This window comes from Caldicellulosiruptor acetigenus (genome assembly GCF_026914305.1).
In the GTDB taxonomy this organism is placed as follows: Bacteria; Bacillota; Thermoanaerobacteria; order Caldicellulosiruptorales; family Caldicellulosiruptoraceae; genus Caldicellulosiruptor; species Caldicellulosiruptor acetigenus.
Genome location: NZ_CP113866.1, coordinates 2,025,560 through 2,041,503, shown reverse-complemented (window position 1 = coordinate 2,041,503; position 15,944 = coordinate 2,025,560). Strand labels below are relative to the sequence as shown.

18 protein-coding genes and 1 riboswitch are annotated in these 15,944 nt (G+C 37.9%); of the genes, 16 read left to right on the top strand and 2 right to left on the bottom strand.

Annotated features, from left to right (window positions below; genetic code table 11):
* The first annotated feature begins 103 nt into the window (after positions 1-103).
* Positions 104-1,441 carry a type I glutamate--ammonia ligase gene (gene glnA / locus OTK01_RS10130; RefSeq protein ID WP_029228072.1) on the top strand — a complete coding sequence of 446 codons (1,338 nt, stop codon included), beginning with the start codon at positions 104-106 and terminating at the stop codon, positions 1,439-1,441.
* A gap of 66 nt (positions 1,442-1,507) precedes the next feature.
* Here the strand turns inward: glnA and gltA are convergent, their stop codons facing one another.
* Together gltA and OTK01_RS10120 are read right to left on the bottom strand one after the other, a co-directional pair.
* Complete coding sequence (gltA, locus tag OTK01_RS10125) at positions 1,508-2,902, bottom strand: NADPH-dependent glutamate synthase (RefSeq protein ID WP_029228073.1); 1,395 nt, start codon at positions 2,900-2,902, stop codon at positions 1,508-1,510.
* Positions 2,903-2,907: 5 nt separating this feature from the next.
* Positions 2,908-3,750, bottom strand: a complete 843-nt coding sequence (locus OTK01_RS10120) for a sulfide/dihydroorotate dehydrogenase-like FAD/NAD-binding protein (protein ID WP_029228074.1) — start codon at positions 3,748-3,750, stop codon at positions 2,908-2,910.
* Between the two features lie 169 nt (positions 3,751-3,919).
* Between OTK01_RS10120 and OTK01_RS10115 the strand changes: the two genes are divergently transcribed.
* The 15 genes from OTK01_RS10115 to OTK01_RS10045 all read left to right on the top strand — a co-directional run bounded on the left by OTK01_RS10115 (position 3,920) and on the right by OTK01_RS10045 (position 15,943).
* Positions 3,920-4,204, top strand: coding sequence for a sporulation transcriptional regulator SpoIIID (locus OTK01_RS10115; protein WP_014042920.1), 285 nt, complete (start codon positions 3,920-3,922; stop codon positions 4,202-4,204).
* Positions 4,205-4,237: 33 nt separating this feature from the next.
* The gene (gene mazG / locus OTK01_RS10110; protein WP_029228075.1) at positions 4,238-5,008 is read left to right on the top strand and encodes a nucleoside triphosphate pyrophosphohydrolase; all 771 of its coding nucleotides are present in this window, start codon (positions 4,238-4,240) and stop codon (positions 5,006-5,008) included.
* A gap of 88 nt (positions 5,009-5,096) precedes the next feature.
* Positions 5,097-5,372: an HU family DNA-binding protein gene (locus OTK01_RS10105; protein WP_011916753.1), complete on the top strand. Its 276-nt coding sequence runs from the start codon at positions 5,097-5,099 to the stop codon at positions 5,370-5,372.
* Between the two features lie 153 nt (positions 5,373-5,525).
* A complete protein-coding gene (locus OTK01_RS10100; RefSeq protein ID WP_029228076.1) occupies positions 5,526-5,768 on the top strand; it encodes an RNA-binding S4 domain-containing protein in 243 nt (80 codons plus the stop codon).
* Positions 5,769-5,862: 94 nt separating this feature from the next.
* Entirely contained in the window at positions 5,863-6,138 is a 276-nt protein-coding gene (locus tag OTK01_RS10095; protein WP_014042918.1) for a YabP/YqfC family sporulation protein, read from the top strand.
* Positions 6,139-6,151: 13 nt separating this feature from the next.
* Positions 6,152-6,472 carry a spore cortex biosynthesis protein YabQ gene (gene yabQ, locus OTK01_RS10090; RefSeq protein ID WP_013431987.1) on the top strand — a complete coding sequence of 107 codons (321 nt, stop codon included), beginning with the start codon at positions 6,152-6,154 and terminating at the stop codon, positions 6,470-6,472.
* Positions 6,473-6,526: 54 nt separating this feature from the next.
* Entirely contained in the window at positions 6,527-6,826 is a 300-nt protein-coding gene (locus tag OTK01_RS10085; RefSeq protein WP_029228077.1) for an FtsB family cell division protein, read from the top strand.
* A 13-nt stretch (positions 6,827-6,839) separates the two neighbouring features.
* A complete protein-coding gene (locus tag OTK01_RS10080; RefSeq protein WP_029228078.1) occupies positions 6,840-7,202 on the top strand; it encodes a S1 RNA-binding domain-containing protein in 363 nt (120 codons plus the stop codon).
* Positions 7,203-7,286: 84 nt separating this feature from the next.
* Positions 7,287-7,940: a redox-sensing transcriptional repressor Rex gene (locus OTK01_RS10075; RefSeq protein WP_029228079.1), complete on the top strand. Its 654-nt coding sequence runs from the start codon at positions 7,287-7,289 to the stop codon at positions 7,938-7,940.
* A gap of 17 nt (positions 7,941-7,957) precedes the next feature.
* Positions 7,958-9,439 carry a threonine synthase gene (gene thrC / locus OTK01_RS10070; protein WP_029228080.1) on the top strand — a complete coding sequence of 494 codons (1,482 nt, stop codon included), beginning with the start codon at positions 7,958-7,960 and terminating at the stop codon, positions 9,437-9,439.
* A 103-nt stretch (positions 9,440-9,542) separates the two neighbouring features.
* Positions 9,543-9,699: riboswitch (M-box (ykoK) riboswitch) on the top strand.
* Positions 9,700-10,023: 324 nt separating this feature from the next.
* Entirely contained in the window at positions 10,024-11,277 is a 1,254-nt protein-coding gene (locus tag OTK01_RS10065; RefSeq protein ID WP_029228081.1) for a magnesium transporter, read from the top strand.
* A gap of 33 nt (positions 11,278-11,310) precedes the next feature.
* Positions 11,311-12,558 (top strand): Nramp family divalent metal transporter, encoded by a 1,248-nt coding sequence (locus tag OTK01_RS10060; protein WP_029228082.1) that lies wholly within the window; start codon positions 11,311-11,313, stop codon positions 12,556-12,558.
* A gap of 266 nt (positions 12,559-12,824) precedes the next feature.
* Positions 12,825-13,301: a transcription elongation factor GreA gene (gene greA / locus OTK01_RS10055; protein WP_029228083.1), complete on the top strand. Its 477-nt coding sequence runs from the start codon at positions 12,825-12,827 to the stop codon at positions 13,299-13,301.
* A 23-nt stretch (positions 13,302-13,324) separates the two neighbouring features.
* Positions 13,325-14,812 carry a lysine--tRNA ligase gene (gene lysS / locus OTK01_RS10050; protein ID WP_029228084.1) on the top strand — a complete coding sequence of 496 codons (1,488 nt, stop codon included), beginning with the start codon at positions 13,325-13,327 and terminating at the stop codon, positions 14,810-14,812.
* 129 nt (positions 14,813-14,941) lie between these two features.
* On the top strand, positions 14,942-15,943 hold the full coding sequence (locus tag OTK01_RS10045; RefSeq protein ID WP_029228085.1) for an acyl-CoA dehydratase activase-related protein: 1,002 nt from the start codon (positions 14,942-14,944) through the stop codon (positions 15,941-15,943).
* The last annotated feature ends 1 nt before the right edge of the window (position 15,944 follow it).

Genomic DNA, 15,944 nt, shown 5'->3' with positions numbered 1-15,944 from the left:
AAAATTGAAAGGACAAAGGCGTCCTGAAGTTTAAAGTGGGCGTCTTTGTCCTTTTTTGTTTACTCATAATATCAAAAATCTTTGAATGGAGGGGAATTTTGTAATGAAGAATTACACCAAGGAAGACATCATTCGCATATGCAAGGAGCAGGATGTAAAATTTATAAGACTCCAGTTTGTGGACATTTTCGGAATTTTAAAGAATGTTGCTGTTCCTGTTGAGCAGCTTGAAGCAGTGTTGAACAATGAGATTATGTTTGATGGTTCGTCAATCGAAGGGTTTGTAAGAATTCAGGAGTCAGACATGTATTTAAGACCAGACCTTAACACATTCACAATCTTCCCATGGAGACCGTCACCAAACAAAGTAGCAAGACTGATTTGTGACGTTTACCTTCCAGATGGAACACCGTTCCCTGGCTGTCCACGTGGTGTGTTAAAGAAGATGCTCAAAAAGGCTGAAGAGATGGGATATAAGTTTTTTGTTGGACCAGAGATAGAATTTTTCTTGTTCCTCACAGACGAAAATGGCAATCCAACTTTGCAGACACATGACCAGGGTGGATATTTTGATTTAGCACCTGTTGATTTGGGCGAGGATGCAAGAAGAGACATGGTATTGACTTTAGAGGAGATGGGATTTGAGATAGAAGCATCTCACCATGAGGTTGCACCTGGTCAGCATGAGATTGACTTTAAATACGACGATGCACTCTATACAGCTGACAATGTTGTGACATTCAAGCTTGTTGTAAAGACAATTGCACAAAGACATGGCCTGCATGCAACATTCATGCCAAAACCAATATATGGAATCAATGGTTCTGGAATGCATACAAATATGTCTCTTGCAAGGGTATCTGATGGCAAGAATGCATTTTTAGACCCAAATGACAAGCTCCAGCTTTCAAAAGAGGCATATTACTTCATTGGTGGTCTTATGAAGCACGCAAGAGAGTTTGCACTTGTTACAAATCCGCTTGTAAACTCATACAAGAGATTAGTGCCAGGGTATGAAGCACCAGTTTACATCGCATGGTCACCAAGGAACAGAAGCCCGCTTATAAGAGTTCCAGCTAAAAGAGGTCAGGCAACAAGAGTTGAGCTAAGATGCCCAGACCCATCAGCAAATCCATACCTTGCATTTGCAGCTGTTTTGGCAGCTGGGCTTGATGGCATTAAGAACAAAATTGAGCCGCCAGAACCAGTTGAAGAAAACATCTTCATAATGAGCGAAGAGGAAAGGGCAAAACGTGGAATTGGAAGCTTGCCAGGAAGCTTAGAAGAGGCAATCAAAGAGTTTGAAAACAGCGCTCTTATGAGAGAGACACTTGGAGACCACATCTTTGAAAAGTACTTAGAAGCAAAGAAGCTTGAATGGGACGATTACAGAACAAAAGTACATCAATGGGAGATTGACTCATATCTTACAAAGTACTAATTTAACAATAAAGGCTGCCATCTCAAAAGAGAGAAGGCAGCCTTTATTTGTATTTTAGTGTAAGGATTAAAGATTTTCATGCTTTTTAGCATTAAGATACCTGTCAATGCTCTCTGCAGCCTTTTTTCCCATCCCCATTGCAAGAATGACAGTGGCTGCGCCTGTGACAATGTCGCCTCCTGCAAACACACCTTCAATGTTTGTCATAAGATTTTCATCTACCTTGATAGAGCCGTTGGGGTTTAGCTCAAGGTCAGGTATAGCTTTTTTGACAAGTGGGTTTGGGCTTTGTCCAATTGCAACTATGAAGTTGTCTGCTTCAAAGACAAAGTTTGAACCATCTACAGGTTTTACGCTTCGTCTGCCAGAGCTATCCGGGTCAGATAGCTTCATTTGTACAAGTTCTAAAGCTCTGACATGGCCCGACTCATCACCTATGAATCTTACAGGGCTTACAAGCTCAACTATTTTTATTCCCTCTTCTTTTGCATGCATAATTTCTTCTTTTCTTGCAGGCATCTCAGCCTCAGTTCTTCTGTATAGAATATAAACGTCGCTTCCAAGCCGTCTTGCAACTCTTGCTGCGTCCATTGCAACGTTTCCACCGCCAATTACACCAACCTTCTTACCAAGTTTGATTGGTGTGTCGTATTCAGGAAACTTGTATGCCTTCATGAGGTTTATCCTTGTTAAAAATTCATTTGCTGAGTATACCCCGTTTAAAAGTTCACCTTCAATGTTCAGAAAATTTGGAAGTCCAGCACCAGAACTTATAAATACAGCGTCAAACCCTTCCTGCTTTAAATCCTCTAAATCAAATGTCTTGCCAAATATCATGTTTGTTCTAAACTCAACACCCATCTTCTTTAGATTTTCAATCTCCCACTCAACAACCTCCTTTGGAAGTCTGAACTCAGGTATTCCATAGTACAAAACTCCACCAAGTTTGTGAAATGCTTCAAATATTGTTACTGCATAGCCCATCTTTGCCAAAGATGAGGCACATGAAAGTCCTGCAGGGCCCGAGCCAATTATTGCAACCTTTCTGCCGTTTGGCTGTGGCTTTGAAAATTCAAACTCACAGTTTTGTCTGAACCAGTCAGCCACAAACCTCTCAAGCTTGCCTATAGCGATTGGATCACCTTTTATTCCACGAACACAGTTCTGTTCGCACTGAGTCTCCTGAGGACATACGCGTCCGCATATAGCAGGAAGAAGGTTTGTCTCAAGTATTTTCAAGTAGCTTTCCTTAAATTTATTTTCCTTTATAAGCCGGATGAATTCAGGAATCTTAACCTCAACAGGACAGCCTTTTACACACGGTGCATTTTTACACTCAAGACATCTTTGTGCCTCCCTAGCAGCTTCATCAGGTGTGTAGCCCAAACACACTTCATCAAAGTTGTGTATCCTCTCAATAGGTTCCTGTTCCTTAATAGGAACTCTTTTCAATACGTCCAATTTCTCTACTCCCCCAATCCAATTTTACATTTGTGTTCCTTGTACGAAATGTTTTCAACATCTTGATAGTAGGAATTTCTTTTCATAAGTCCATCAAAGTCGACTTCAAATCCATTGAAAATAGGACCATCGACACAGGCAAACTTTACTTCATTTCCAATCTTCACTCTGCATCCGCCGCACATCCCTGTCCCATCCACCATAATTGGATTGAGACTGACCAAAGTCTTTATTGAAAACCTTTTTGTTATGTCAACAACTGCTTTCATCATTGGGACTGGTCCTACGGCAAATATTTCATCATACCTTCTGCCACTTTCTAAAAGCTCTTTTAAGATATCTGTGACAAATCCTTTTTTTCCATAGGAGCCGTCGTTTGTGGAGATGTATAGATTATTGCAATATTTTTTTAGCTCATCCTCAAAAAAGATGTTTTCTTTTGACCTTCCTCCAATGATGATATCTATGTTTTTGCCTTCGCTGTGAAGCATCTTTACCTTTGAAAATATTGCTGGAATTCCAAGCCCACCTGCAATGAAGAGGTAATCCTTATCTTCCGGGCTGTGCTCATATGGCATGCCAAGCGGCCCAACAAAATCAATAATTCTGTCTCCAGGGTTTAGCTGAGATAAAAGTGAGGTTGTTTTTCCTACAACCTGAAATATGATGTATACTATTCCCTTTTCATTGTCAAAGTCTGCAATTGTAAGAGGAATCCTTTCACCGTTTTCTGTAACCCTCAAGATAACAAACTGGCCCGGTTTAGCCTTTTTTGCAACCTGTGGGGAGTATATGCCCATGAGCCATACATTCGGCGCTAAGTTTTGTTTTATAACAATTTCATTCATTTTTTTCTCACCTGCATAAACACAGATTTTAATATATAGTATCAAAAAAGCTCTGAAAATTCAAACATAAAGTTTGACAAAAACTTGACTATTACTCTTTTGTAGGGAAAGCTTCTTTGAGATGTAGCATATAATCCTAAGTAAGAGAAATGTTCTGGAGGACAAGACATTGAAGGAGGATATTGAAAAAAGAGTGATTTTGGCAGCAGAAATTATGATTAAGTACAATGCAACTGTGAGGAAGGTTGCAAGGATTTTGGGTGTGTCAAAGTCCACAATTCACAATGACCTTACAGAAAGGCTTTTGTACATTGACAAAGGACTTTACAGGCAGGTAAGAGCTATATTGGAAAGAAATAAGCAAGAGAGGCACATAAGAGGAGGGCTTGCAACCAAGAGAAAGTACCTTATCAAAAAATCACAGCTTCTTTCTAAAAATAGTGGTATAATATAGCTTATAAAAATCTGGTGCAGGAGAGGTCAGAAGATGAAAGCAAGCTTTGAGGAACTTGTAGAAATAATGGACATACTCAGGAGCAAATGTCCGTGGGATAGACAGCAGACACATGAAAGTCTTAAAAAGTACCTCATCGAAGAGACATATGAGGTTATTGAAGCCATAGACGAGAAAGACTTTACAAAACTTAAAGAAGAACTTGGAGACCTGCTTTTACAAGTAGTATTTCATGCCAAAATTGCTCAGGAAAACGGTAGATTTGATATCTACGAGGTTATTTATGACATCTGTCAGAAGATGAAGAGAAGGCATACACATGTATTTGGTAGCGACAACTTTTCAACCGCTGAAGAGGTTCTTCAAAACTGGGATAAAATTAAAAACAATGAAAAAGAAGTTGAAACGGTTACAGAGAGCATGAAAAGAATTCCAAAACATCTTCCAGCTCTTATGAGAAGTTATAAGGTTCAAGAAAAAGCAGCTAAAGTGGGATTTGATTGGGAAAGTTATGAAGGTGCTCTAAATAAAGCATATGAAGAACTTGAAGAGTTAAAGGAGTGTTTGTCGAAAAATGATAAAAAAGAGAAAATTGAAGAAGAAATTGGCGACCTTCTTTTTGCAGTTGTGAATATAGCAAGGTTTTTTGATGTTGACCCTGAAGAAGCCTTGCACAGAACAGTTAAGAAGTTCATAACCAGATTTTCACATGTAGAGGAAAGTGCCTCGAAACAAGGTAAAAAATTGAACGAAATGAGCCTTGAAGATATGGACAAATTTTGGGAAGAGGCAAAAAAAGTTTAGAAAAGGCTTGAAAAAAGAAGGATTTTTGATATAAATATAGAATAGAAATATTTAGAATATCACAAAATACGCGAGGAGGTAAGAAAGAATGAACAAAACAGATTTGATTTCGGCAATGGCAGAGAAGAGTGGTCTTACAAAGAAGGATGCTGAAAAGGCACTAAATGCGTTCGTAGATGCAGTAACAGAGGCACTCTCTAAGGGGGAAAAGGTTCAGCTTGTTGGTTTTGGTTCATTTGAGGTAAGAGAGAGGGCAGAAAGAGTTGGCAGAAATCCTCAAACTCAAGAAGAGATAAAGATTCCAGCAACAAAGGTACCTGTGTTCAAAGCAGGCAAAATGTTGAAAGATGCTGTTGCAAAATAGGTTTTTTGGTCGATATAGAGGTTTTTTAAAAAGAGGGGCAAAACTTTGCTTTAATGTTAACTCGGCTGCAGCCAGTTTTTAGCTGCAGCCATAAATTTTTCGTCGCTTTTATGATTTTTTTAGAAGGCTCAAAGAAGGTGGGGACTTTAAAAAATGCGAATAGACAAGTATCTAAAAGTGTCGAGAATTATCAAAAGAAGGACTTTGGCACAGGAAGCGTGCGAAGCGGGAAGAGTATTTGTGAACGGAAAAGTAGCAAAACCATCAACAGATGTCAAAGTTGGAGATGTCATTGAGGTGCACTTTGGTGACAGAGTCTTTAAATGCAAAGTGACAAGTGTTGATGAAAAGGTCCAAAAGAATCTGGCAAGTTCAATGTATGAGGTGATGGAGTAAGGTTTTCTGAATAGGTTTTGACATAATTTTCTGTCAGAATAAATATAGTTATTATTGTGATGCTGAGAATATTTTTGAAGGATGCCACATGGTAATGGATGAAAGAAAAAATCTAAAATCTAAAATTCACAGTGTGCTTATCGAAAGCAGGGAAAAGATAACAATAAATGGTGTTGATGATGTTGAGAGCTTTGATGAGAACAATATCATCTTGATTGTCAATGATGAATTGCTTGTAATAAAAGGGTTTGACCTTAGAATAAATAAAATAAACACAGAGACAGGTGAAGTATTCATAGAAGGACAGATTTATTCGCTTGAGTATGGTGAAAGTCCTAAAAAAGGTTTGCTGTCACGACTTTTTAAATGAGAGGCGAAAAAGATTGCCGGCAAGCGTATTTGAGCAGATTACGGATTTTACAAGCTGTTTTTTTCTTGGATTTGTAGTAGGAGTTGTATTTGATTCATTCTTTTTCAAAAGGATATTAAAGCGCCGAACAAAAGAACTTTTATTTTTTGCATCTTCAATTTTATCCACAGCAATATTGATAGCGGGTCTTATGTTTATAAATTTTTATACACTCAAATGGTACACCTTTTTGGCAATAGCTTGCGGTATTTATGTTTATAAAAATACCATTTCGCCACTCTATAAAGGATTTTTAAAAAAGGTGAACAAAGTTTTATCTTTTAATAAAAGATGAATTGTGATAGAATATAACTACACTTTTGAGAGTTTCCAAAAAGGAAGACAAGCTATGAAGAAATTTTTTAAAGCGCTGAAAAGAATTATAGTACTTGCATTTGTAATAACCTTTTTTATATATTCAGCCACAACAGTTTTCAAACAGCAGATGATTTTAAAACAGGTAAAAGCTCAGCAGCGGGAAGTCATTGTCCAGATAGAAAGAATCAAAAAAGAAAATGAATATCTAAAAAGGCTTGCGCAGTATGTTGGGACAAAAGACTACATTCAGCAAGTAGCGAGGGAAAAGCTTGGGCTTGTTGGCAAGGATGAGATTGTGTTTATAGATAAGAACAAAAAGAAAAAAGAGTAGAGGAGGCTATTTTGTGTCAATCAAAAGAGGTCAGATATTAGAAGGTATTGTAAAGGGCATAACACAGTTTGGTGCGTTTGTTGAACTTCCAGACGGCAAAGTTGGGCTTGTTCACATCTCAGAAGTGGCAGATGAGTTTGTTGAGGATATAAAAAAATATTTAAAAGAAAATCAAACTGTTAAGGTAAAGGTTATCAATGTAAAAGAAGATGGTAAAATCAGCCTATCGATAAAGAGAGCAAATGAAGCAATGAAAAGAGAAAATGAGAGGAAAAGAACAAAAGATGATTTTGAAGCAAAACTTTCAAAGTTTTTAAAAGATAGCAATCAAAAGATAGTAGAGTACAACAAGAGATTTGACGGGAAAAGAAGATAACAGCCTGTTTTGAGTTTGAAACAGGCTTTTAATTTAGAAGAAGTATGTCAAAAAAATATCAAAAGAAAATAAGGGGGAGAAAAGTTGTTCAAAAAAAAGAACATCTCACTTGCGGTTATAAGAAGGTTGCCGAGGTATCTTCGGTATGTTGAAGACCTTTTAAACCATGATATTATGAGAATATCCTCGTCAGAGCTGAGCCAGAGAATGGGTTATACGGCTTCCCAGGTAAGGCAAGACTTTAACAATTTTGGCGGGTTTGGACAGCAAGGATATGGTTACAGCACACAGGTTCTTTATGAGAATCTTGTAAAAATTTTGGGGCTTGACAGGAATTTTAAAATGGTCATTGTAGGAGTAGGTAACCTTGGTCAGGCATTGGCAAATTATGCTAACTTTTATAAAAAGGGTTTCAGGCTCATCGGACTATTTGATATTGACCCTCAAAAGGTAGGGAAAACTATCCGCGATATAAAGATTGAACACGTTGACAAGCTTAAAGATTTTATCAAAAAGAATGATGTTGACATTGGTGTTCTGTGTGTGCCAGCAGATGTTGCGCAAGAGGTTGCAGATATAATGGTTGAAGGTGGCATAAAGGGTATTTGGAATTTTACTGCAAAGGAGATTGAGGTAAAAGGTGATGTGGTTGTTGAGAATGTGCATCTGATTGACAGTCTGATGGTGCTGTCGTACAAGCTAAATGAAAAACTTCTTGAAAAAGAGAGAATAAAGTAAGACTTGAGGTGAAATGGATGCGATATATAAGCACAAGAGGGAGCAAAGAGGTGCAGGCAAAAGAGGCTATTTACAGGGGAATAGCTGAAGATGGTGGGCTTTACACCCCTGTTTCAATTCCATCTCTTGACACAGAAGAGATAAAAAACATAGACTCTTACGCAAATCTTGCAAAATATATATTTGAGCTTTACCTTACAGATTTTACAAAAGAAGAGATTGCTGATTGCATTGACAGGGCATATAGCCGTGGCAGGTTTGACACAAAAGATATTGTGGGTATCAAAAAGCTCAGTCCTGGTCTTTTTGCACTTGAGCTGTGGCACGGGCCGACGTACGCTTTTAAAGACGTTGCGTTGCAGGTTCTGCCTCATCTTTTGTTAAAATCAATGCCGAGTTTTTACAAACAGGCGCTAATACTTGTTGCAACATCAGGCGATACTGGCAAAGCTGCCTTGGAAGGGTTTAAGGATGTGGAGAGAACAAAGATAGTTGTGTTTTATCCATCTGAGGGTGTGTCAGATGTTCAGAAAAGACAGATGACAACCCAGGAAGGCAGAAACACTTTTGTTGCCGGGATAAAAGGCAATTTTGATGATGCCCAATCTGGTGTGAAGGAGATTTTCACAAGCAAAAAATGCATAGATACAATCGAAAATCTGGGGTTTTTCTTTACCTCCGCAAACTCAATAAATTTTGGTAGGCTTCTTCCACAGATTGTATACTATATCTGGAGTTATCTGGTGCTTTTAAAGGCTGGAGATATATCTGAAGGTGAAAAGATAAACTTTGTTGTTCCGACGGGCAATTTTGGCAATATATTGGCAGGTTTTATCGCAAAACTTATGGGAATTCCTATAAATAAGCTGATTGTTGCTTCGAACATAAACAGTGTGGTTGCCGATTTTGTCAGGACGGGCTTATATGACAGAAGAAGAAAGTTTTACAAAACAATCTCACCTTCAATGGATATTCTTGTTGCAAGTAATTTGGAAAGGTTATTGTATTTGGTAACAAGAGATTCAGAAAGAGTAAAAAAATACATGTTAGATTTGAAAACTGAGGGGTATTTCAAAGTTGAGGAAGAAGTTTTAAAAGATATTCAGGAAAGTTTCTGGGGCGATTTTTCCACAGATGACCAGACAAGAAATAGCATAAAGACTATTTACCGCGAATATGGTTATCTTGTTGACCCGCACTCTGCTGTTGGGTTTGATGTTTACACCAAGTACCAAAAGCAGACCTCTGATAACACAAAAACGGTTGTACTTCAGACTGCAAATCCTTACAAGTTTGCAAAAGATGTTTTGAACGCTTTGTTTGATGGTGAATATAATAATATTGACCCGTTTGAAGCACTAGAGATTTTGTATGCAAAGACAGGTGTTGAGGTCCCGGAGGGGATTAAAAGTCTTCTTTCAAAGCCAATTTTGCATCCTGACGTGATAGAAAAAGACAAGATGTTTGATTTTATATTAGAGAAAATAAGAGATAATTAAAGAAATTTAAAAAAAATATCCGGAAAACATAAAAATTTTGCCGAAAAAGGGTTGAAAAATGAAAAAATTGTGCTAAAATAGAAGTTGAAAAAATGAATATTGCAAGATATCTCGGTAGGCGAGGCTCCTACAGGGATATAGGCTGCTGCCGCGAAAGATTGGAGACAATCTGAGCTGGTGAACAGGTTTTGCCGAAACCAAGGCATAACCTAATGCAGCTTTTTATGCCGTGTAGTGCCAAAGCTTGTACGAGGTAGCTTTGAAAAGGGCAGAAGTGTGCTTTCACCTCGTTTTTAAGCTTTGGGTGAAAGCACTTTTTGTTTCTAATAGCAATGTATAAAAATTTTGGTATTGCGAAAATTCTTCTTAAAGAAGGAGTTGAGAGAAAAGATGGATTCTGGTCCTGTGAGTAAGCAGGATTGGACAACAAAAAGCAATTGTACTTTGGAATGTGGAGGGGTGCTAATTTTTACCTGCTTTGAAGCAAATAAAGGGATGGATACACCCTTTTGCAAATAGATTTTAAAGGCTTTTAGCACCCCTCCACGAGGTTACAAAAAATTCAAAAAAGGAGGGGTGCTAAAATGCCAAATGTCACAAGCTTTTATCTTAGCAGAGTAATCGGCAACAAGGTCTTTTCAGAAGAAAAGAAGGTTGTAGGAAGGCTTTTAGACTTGGTTGTTGATGCAAGTTATATAAGACCAAAAGTAATTGCTGCAAAGGTAAAAAGTGGCGGTCGAACTCAAATTGTGGACTTTTCGTTTTTCATAATCTACAAGGAAAAAGGTCAGTACGTGATTGAAACAAGGAACTTAAAGCCAATCGATGTGAAAAAAGAAGACACCATTATGCTTGTTCGTCATATACTTGACAAGCAGATTGTTGATATGAACGGCAGAAAAGTTGTAAGGGTAAATGATATAAGACTTGCAGTACTTTCTACAGGTGTTTATGTAATAGCTGTAGATATCGGTCTTGAAGGGCTTTTGAGAAGGCTTGGTCTTGCAAAGCCGCTGAAAAAGGTGTTAAAACCGCTTGGTAAAAACATTCCTTCGCGTTTGATTTTGTGGGATGATGTACAGCCGCTTGCATCTCCGAGGCTTGATTTAAAGCTTTCAACCACATATTCAAAGCTTGCTACCTTGCATCCTTCGGATTTGGCAGACATTATTGAAGAGCTTGACAAAAAGACGCAGGCTTATATCTTTTCTACCCTGGATGATGAAAAGGCTGCAGATGTTTTGGAAGAGCTTGAAGTTGAAGCACAGAGAAATGTTTTAGAGAGTCTTCCTGTTGAAAAGGCGGCGGATGCACTTGAGAAGATGCCGGCTGATGAAGTTGCAGATATTCTTGACGAGATAAAAGAAGAAAGAGCAGAAGAGCTTTTAAACAGCATGGAGAAAGAAGCATCAGAAGAAGTCAAAGAACTTATGGAGTATCCCGAAAACAGTGTTGGTGCGATAATGACAACCGATTTTATCTCATTCAAGACACATTTCACAGTTGAGCAGACAATAGAGGAGCTAAGACGCTTAAAACCTGAACCAGATGAAATTTATTACCTGTATGTTGTTGACAATGATGAAAGGCTTTGCGGGGTTGTGTCTTTGCGTGATTTGGTAATCTCTGAGCCTCAAACACCGCTTTATGAGATTATGAACAGAGACGTGGTTTGTGTCAAAGACACTGACAATGTTAATTCCCTTGTTGAGATTATTTCAAAATATAGCCTTCTTGCTGTGCCTGTTGTGGACGAAAGCAAGAAACTCATTGGAGTTGTCATTATAAACGACATTGTATACGAACTGTTGAAGATGAAAAGAAAGCTGCTGCTGTAGATAATAGGTTGATACGAAAGAGGTGATATAAAGATGGCACAGACAACAAGAAGCACCAGACTAAGAAATATTCTTTTAATTTTAAGTGTAATTGGGCCAGGGCTTGTGACTGCAACAGCTGACAATGATGCATCGGGTATCGCAACATATGCAATGGTAGGTTCCATGTTTGGTTACAAGATGCTGTGGGGACTTTTTCTGATAACCATAAGCTTGGCAGTAATTCAAGAGATGGCGGCAAGAATGGGCGTTGTAACTGGCAAGGGACTTTCTGACCTTATCAGGGAAAACTTTGGTGTGAAAATGACATTTTTTGCAATGGTGACCCTTTTGATTGCTAACTTTACAACAACAGTTGGCGAATTTGCAGGAATTGCAGCAAGCCTTGAGATATTTGGTATATCAAAATATATCTCTGTTCCTCTTACTGCCATTTTTGTATGGTATATTATCAATAAAGGTTCGTATAGAAAAACAGAGAAGTTCTTTTTAGGTCTTATGGTAATTTATGTTAGCTATATAATTTCAGGATTTTTGGCCAAACCAGACTGGAAAGAGGTGTTCAAAAACACATTTGTGCCCTCATTTAGCTTTGAGCCCAGTTTTGTATTGATTTTTATTGCCATGATAGGGACCACGATAACGCCATGGATGCAGTTTTACTTGCAGTCATCTGTTGTGGATAAAGGGGTTGATGTTAAGAACCTTAAGTACCAGCGATGGGATGTGTTTTTGGGTGCCTTCTGGACAGACTTTATTGCCTTTTTCATAGTTGTTGCAACAGCGGCGACACTTTACAAACATGGCATTAACATTGAAACAGCAGAAGATGCGGCAAAGGCGCTTCAGCCGTTTGCAGGAAAATATGCATCAAGCCTTTTTGCGATAGGGCTTTTTGGTGCATCACTTTTAGGTGCGCATATTCTGCCACTTTCAACAGCGTATGCTATAACGGAGGCATTTGGTTTTGAAAATGGACTTGACAAGAAATTCAAAGAAGCACCTATATTTTATGGAATAATACTTCTTTTTATTGTAATAGGTGCGGGAATAATTTTACTTCCGAATATACCACTAATTAAACTTATGATAATAGCTCAGGAGATAAATGGAATTTTGCTTCCAATAATTCTCATTTACATGCTCAAGCTCACAAACGATAAAGAAATCATGGGTGAGTATGTGAATTCAAAACTATTTAATGTAATTGCATGGGTGACAGTTGTGTTCATAATAATTTTAACATTGATTTTGCTTGTACAGCCATTTTTGAATATATAGACCTTCCTGGGCCTGTTTTTTACGTTTGCTTTTTAGAGAGAAAGTTTTAAACTATTATGATGAGTTTAGCCGCAGATGGTTTTCATCAAAAGACTATTCTTGCGGCTTTTCTTTTTCTTCACTTGACATGAAGCGCATCTTTGGTTTATAATTGACAAAAGTTAAAATGTACAAGCATAAATTGAAGTGGTTTGAATTAAAATTAATCATAAAAAAATAAAGTCTATTTTCTTTTTGAAAAAGGGGAGGAAAAAATGGCAAGAGAAATGGATACAGCAAAATATCAACTTTCTCGTGAAGCATATGAAAAGTACTTAAAAGAGCTCGAAAATTTAAAAACAGTTAAGAGGAAAGAAGTTGCAGAAAAGATAAAGGTTGCTCGTTCATTTGGTGACCTTTCAGAAAACTCTGAGTATGATGAGGCAAAGGCAGAACAGGCAGCTTTAGAGGAAAGAATTGCATATTTAGAGCAACTTATAAATAATGCCAAGATTATTGATAAGGATGAAGTCTCAACTGATTTTGTTGGGATTGGTACAAATGTAAAAATTCAGAATTTAGATACTGGGGATGTATTTGAATATTCAATAGTTGGGTCAAAGGAAGCAGACCCTTTGAATTTTAAGATTTCTGATGAGTCGCCTGTTGGCAAAGCTTTGATGGGTAAAAAAGTTGGAGATGTTGTTGAAGTGAGTGTACCTGCAGGAAAGTTCAGATATAAGATACTTGAGATATCAAAATAAAAAGACGGAGTTGGTGAGAAGGGATGCAGGATTTTGAGTTTACACAGGAAGAGCTAAACGAGCAGATACAAAACAGGATAAAGAAACTTCGAGAACTTCAGCAGAATAAATACAATCCATATGAAAAGGTAAAATACGACCCGACACATTATTCCACTGATATTAAAGAAAACTTTGAAGTATTTGAAGGCAAGTTTGTCTGTGTTGCAGGAAGGATGCTTTCAAAAAGAGGCCATGGCAAGGCTTCATTTGTGGATATTTTGGACACAAAAGGAAAAATCCAGATTTATATAAAGATTGATGAAGTTGGAGAAGAAAAGTACGAGGAGTTCAAAGAGTATTATGATATCGGAGATATAATAGGTGTAAAAGGTGAGGTTTTCAAGACTCACAAGGGCGAAATTTCGGTAAAGGCAAAAGAGATTGAGATGCTCACCAAATGTTTGCGACCACTTCCTGAAAAGTGGCATGGGCTTAGAGACATTGATACAAGGTATAGAAAAAGATATCTTGACCTGATTGTAAATCCTCAAGTAAGAGATACTTTTATCAAGAGAAGCTTAATAATTCGCTCAATCAGAAAATATTTGGATGACAGGGGATTTTTGGAAGTAGAAACGCCTGTTTTGAGCCCTGTTGCAGGTGGTGCTGCTGCAAGACCTTTTATTACCCATCACAATGCTTTAGACATTGACCTGTATTTGAGAATTGCAACAGAGCTTCACTTAAAAAGACTTATAGTTGGTGGGTTTGACAAGGTATACGAGCTTGGTCGAGTATTTAGAAATGAAGGTATTTCAATAAAACACAATCCGGAATTTACAACCATTGAGATTTACCAGGCGTATGCTGACTATAAGGACATGATGGAACTTACTGAAAAGCTCATCACAACGGTTGCACAAGAGGTTCTGGGCACATTAAAAATAACATATCAAGGGCAGGAGATTGACCTGACACCGCCATGGCAAAGACTTACCATGGTTGAAGCAATCAAAAAGTATGTTGGTGTGGACTTTGAAAATGTTACTTCTCTGGATGAAGCAAGAAAAATTGCAAAGGACCTTGGGATTGAGGTTGAGGAAAACTGGCAGGTAGGTCATATTATAAACGAGGTGTTTGAGAAAAAGGTTGAAGATTTTCTTGTCCAGCCCACGTTTATAATGGACTATCCGGTTGAGGTTTCTCCGCTTGCAAAGAGAAAGAAAGACAATCCACAGTTTACAGAGAGGTTTGAACTTTTCATTACATGCAGGGAAATTGCAAATGCATTTTCTGAGCTGAATGACCCGTTTGATCAGAAAGAGAGATTTTTAGAGCAGCTCAAGGAAAGGCAGAGAGGCAACCAAGAAGCCCACATGATGGATGAGGACTTTATAGAAGCGCTTGAGTACGGCATGCCACCGACAGGTGGGCTTGGAATAGGAATTGACAGGCTGGTTATGCTTCTGACAGATTCATATTCAATCAGAGATGTGTTACTTTTCCCAACAATGCGACCAAAGGATTAGAAAAAGAGGAAGGGGCAGTTTTGTTTATTTTTTGAAAAAGCTGCCCCTTTTTTTAGAATACTATAATCTTTTAATTGTGCTATAATAGTAAGGGAAGGTAAAATGGAAAAGAAGGAGATTTTAAATAGCATGAAAATTGCTATTCCGCATTCGCTTTTGTATTATTACTATTTTCCTTTATGGGATACATTTTTCAAAGAGCTCGGGTTTGAGGTGGTAGACACAGGACCAACAACAAAAGATATTCTTGACAAAGGTTCAAAGGCGGCTGTTGCCGACATCTGTGCACCCATCAAAATCTTTACAGGGCATGTTATTGAGGGACTTGAGAAGGCTGATTATGTTTTTGTTCCAAGGTTTGCGAGGATAAAAAAGCCAGAATATTTTTGTCCAAAGTTTATGGGGCTTCCAGATATAATTGAGGGAACGGTAGAAGAAAGTAAAGGAAGAGTTATCTCACCCATAATAAATGAAAAAAACAACGAGAATATAAGCTCGCCGAAGGTTTATGAAATCCTTATTGAGATGTTTGGATTTTCTCACAGGGAGATACGACTTGCGATAAAAAGAGCAGAAGAGGTTTTTGAAAGGTTTAAAAAACTGATGCACAAAGGACTTTCTTGCGACAAAGCACTTGATAGCTACAAAACGGGTAGATGGGAAGAGGACTTAAGAAGAGTAAAAAAAGATGTCGATGTGACAATTGCTGTTTTAGGATATGTGTATGATGTGTATGATTCTTTCATAAGCATGGATGTTGTAAAAAAACTTGAAGCCTTAGGTGTAAATATAAAAACATTTGAGATGGTACCCCAAGAGGTTGCATATGACAATTTAAAACACTACAGGAAAAGACTTTTCTGGACGTTCTCAAACAGGGTACTTGGTGCAGGTCTTCATTATCTTAAAGACCCAGAGGTAGATGGTATAATCCATGTGACAGCTTTTGGATGCGGACCTGATGCAATTGTTGGAAGGTTTTTGCAATATGAGAGCGATGTTGCAGGAAAGCCATTTACCACTTTGAGAGTGGATGAACATACAGGCGAGGGACACATGATAACAAGGATTGAAGCCTTTGTTGACATGCTCAAGCGAAAAAAGTGGGCAAAATTGTCGGAGGTATTATAAA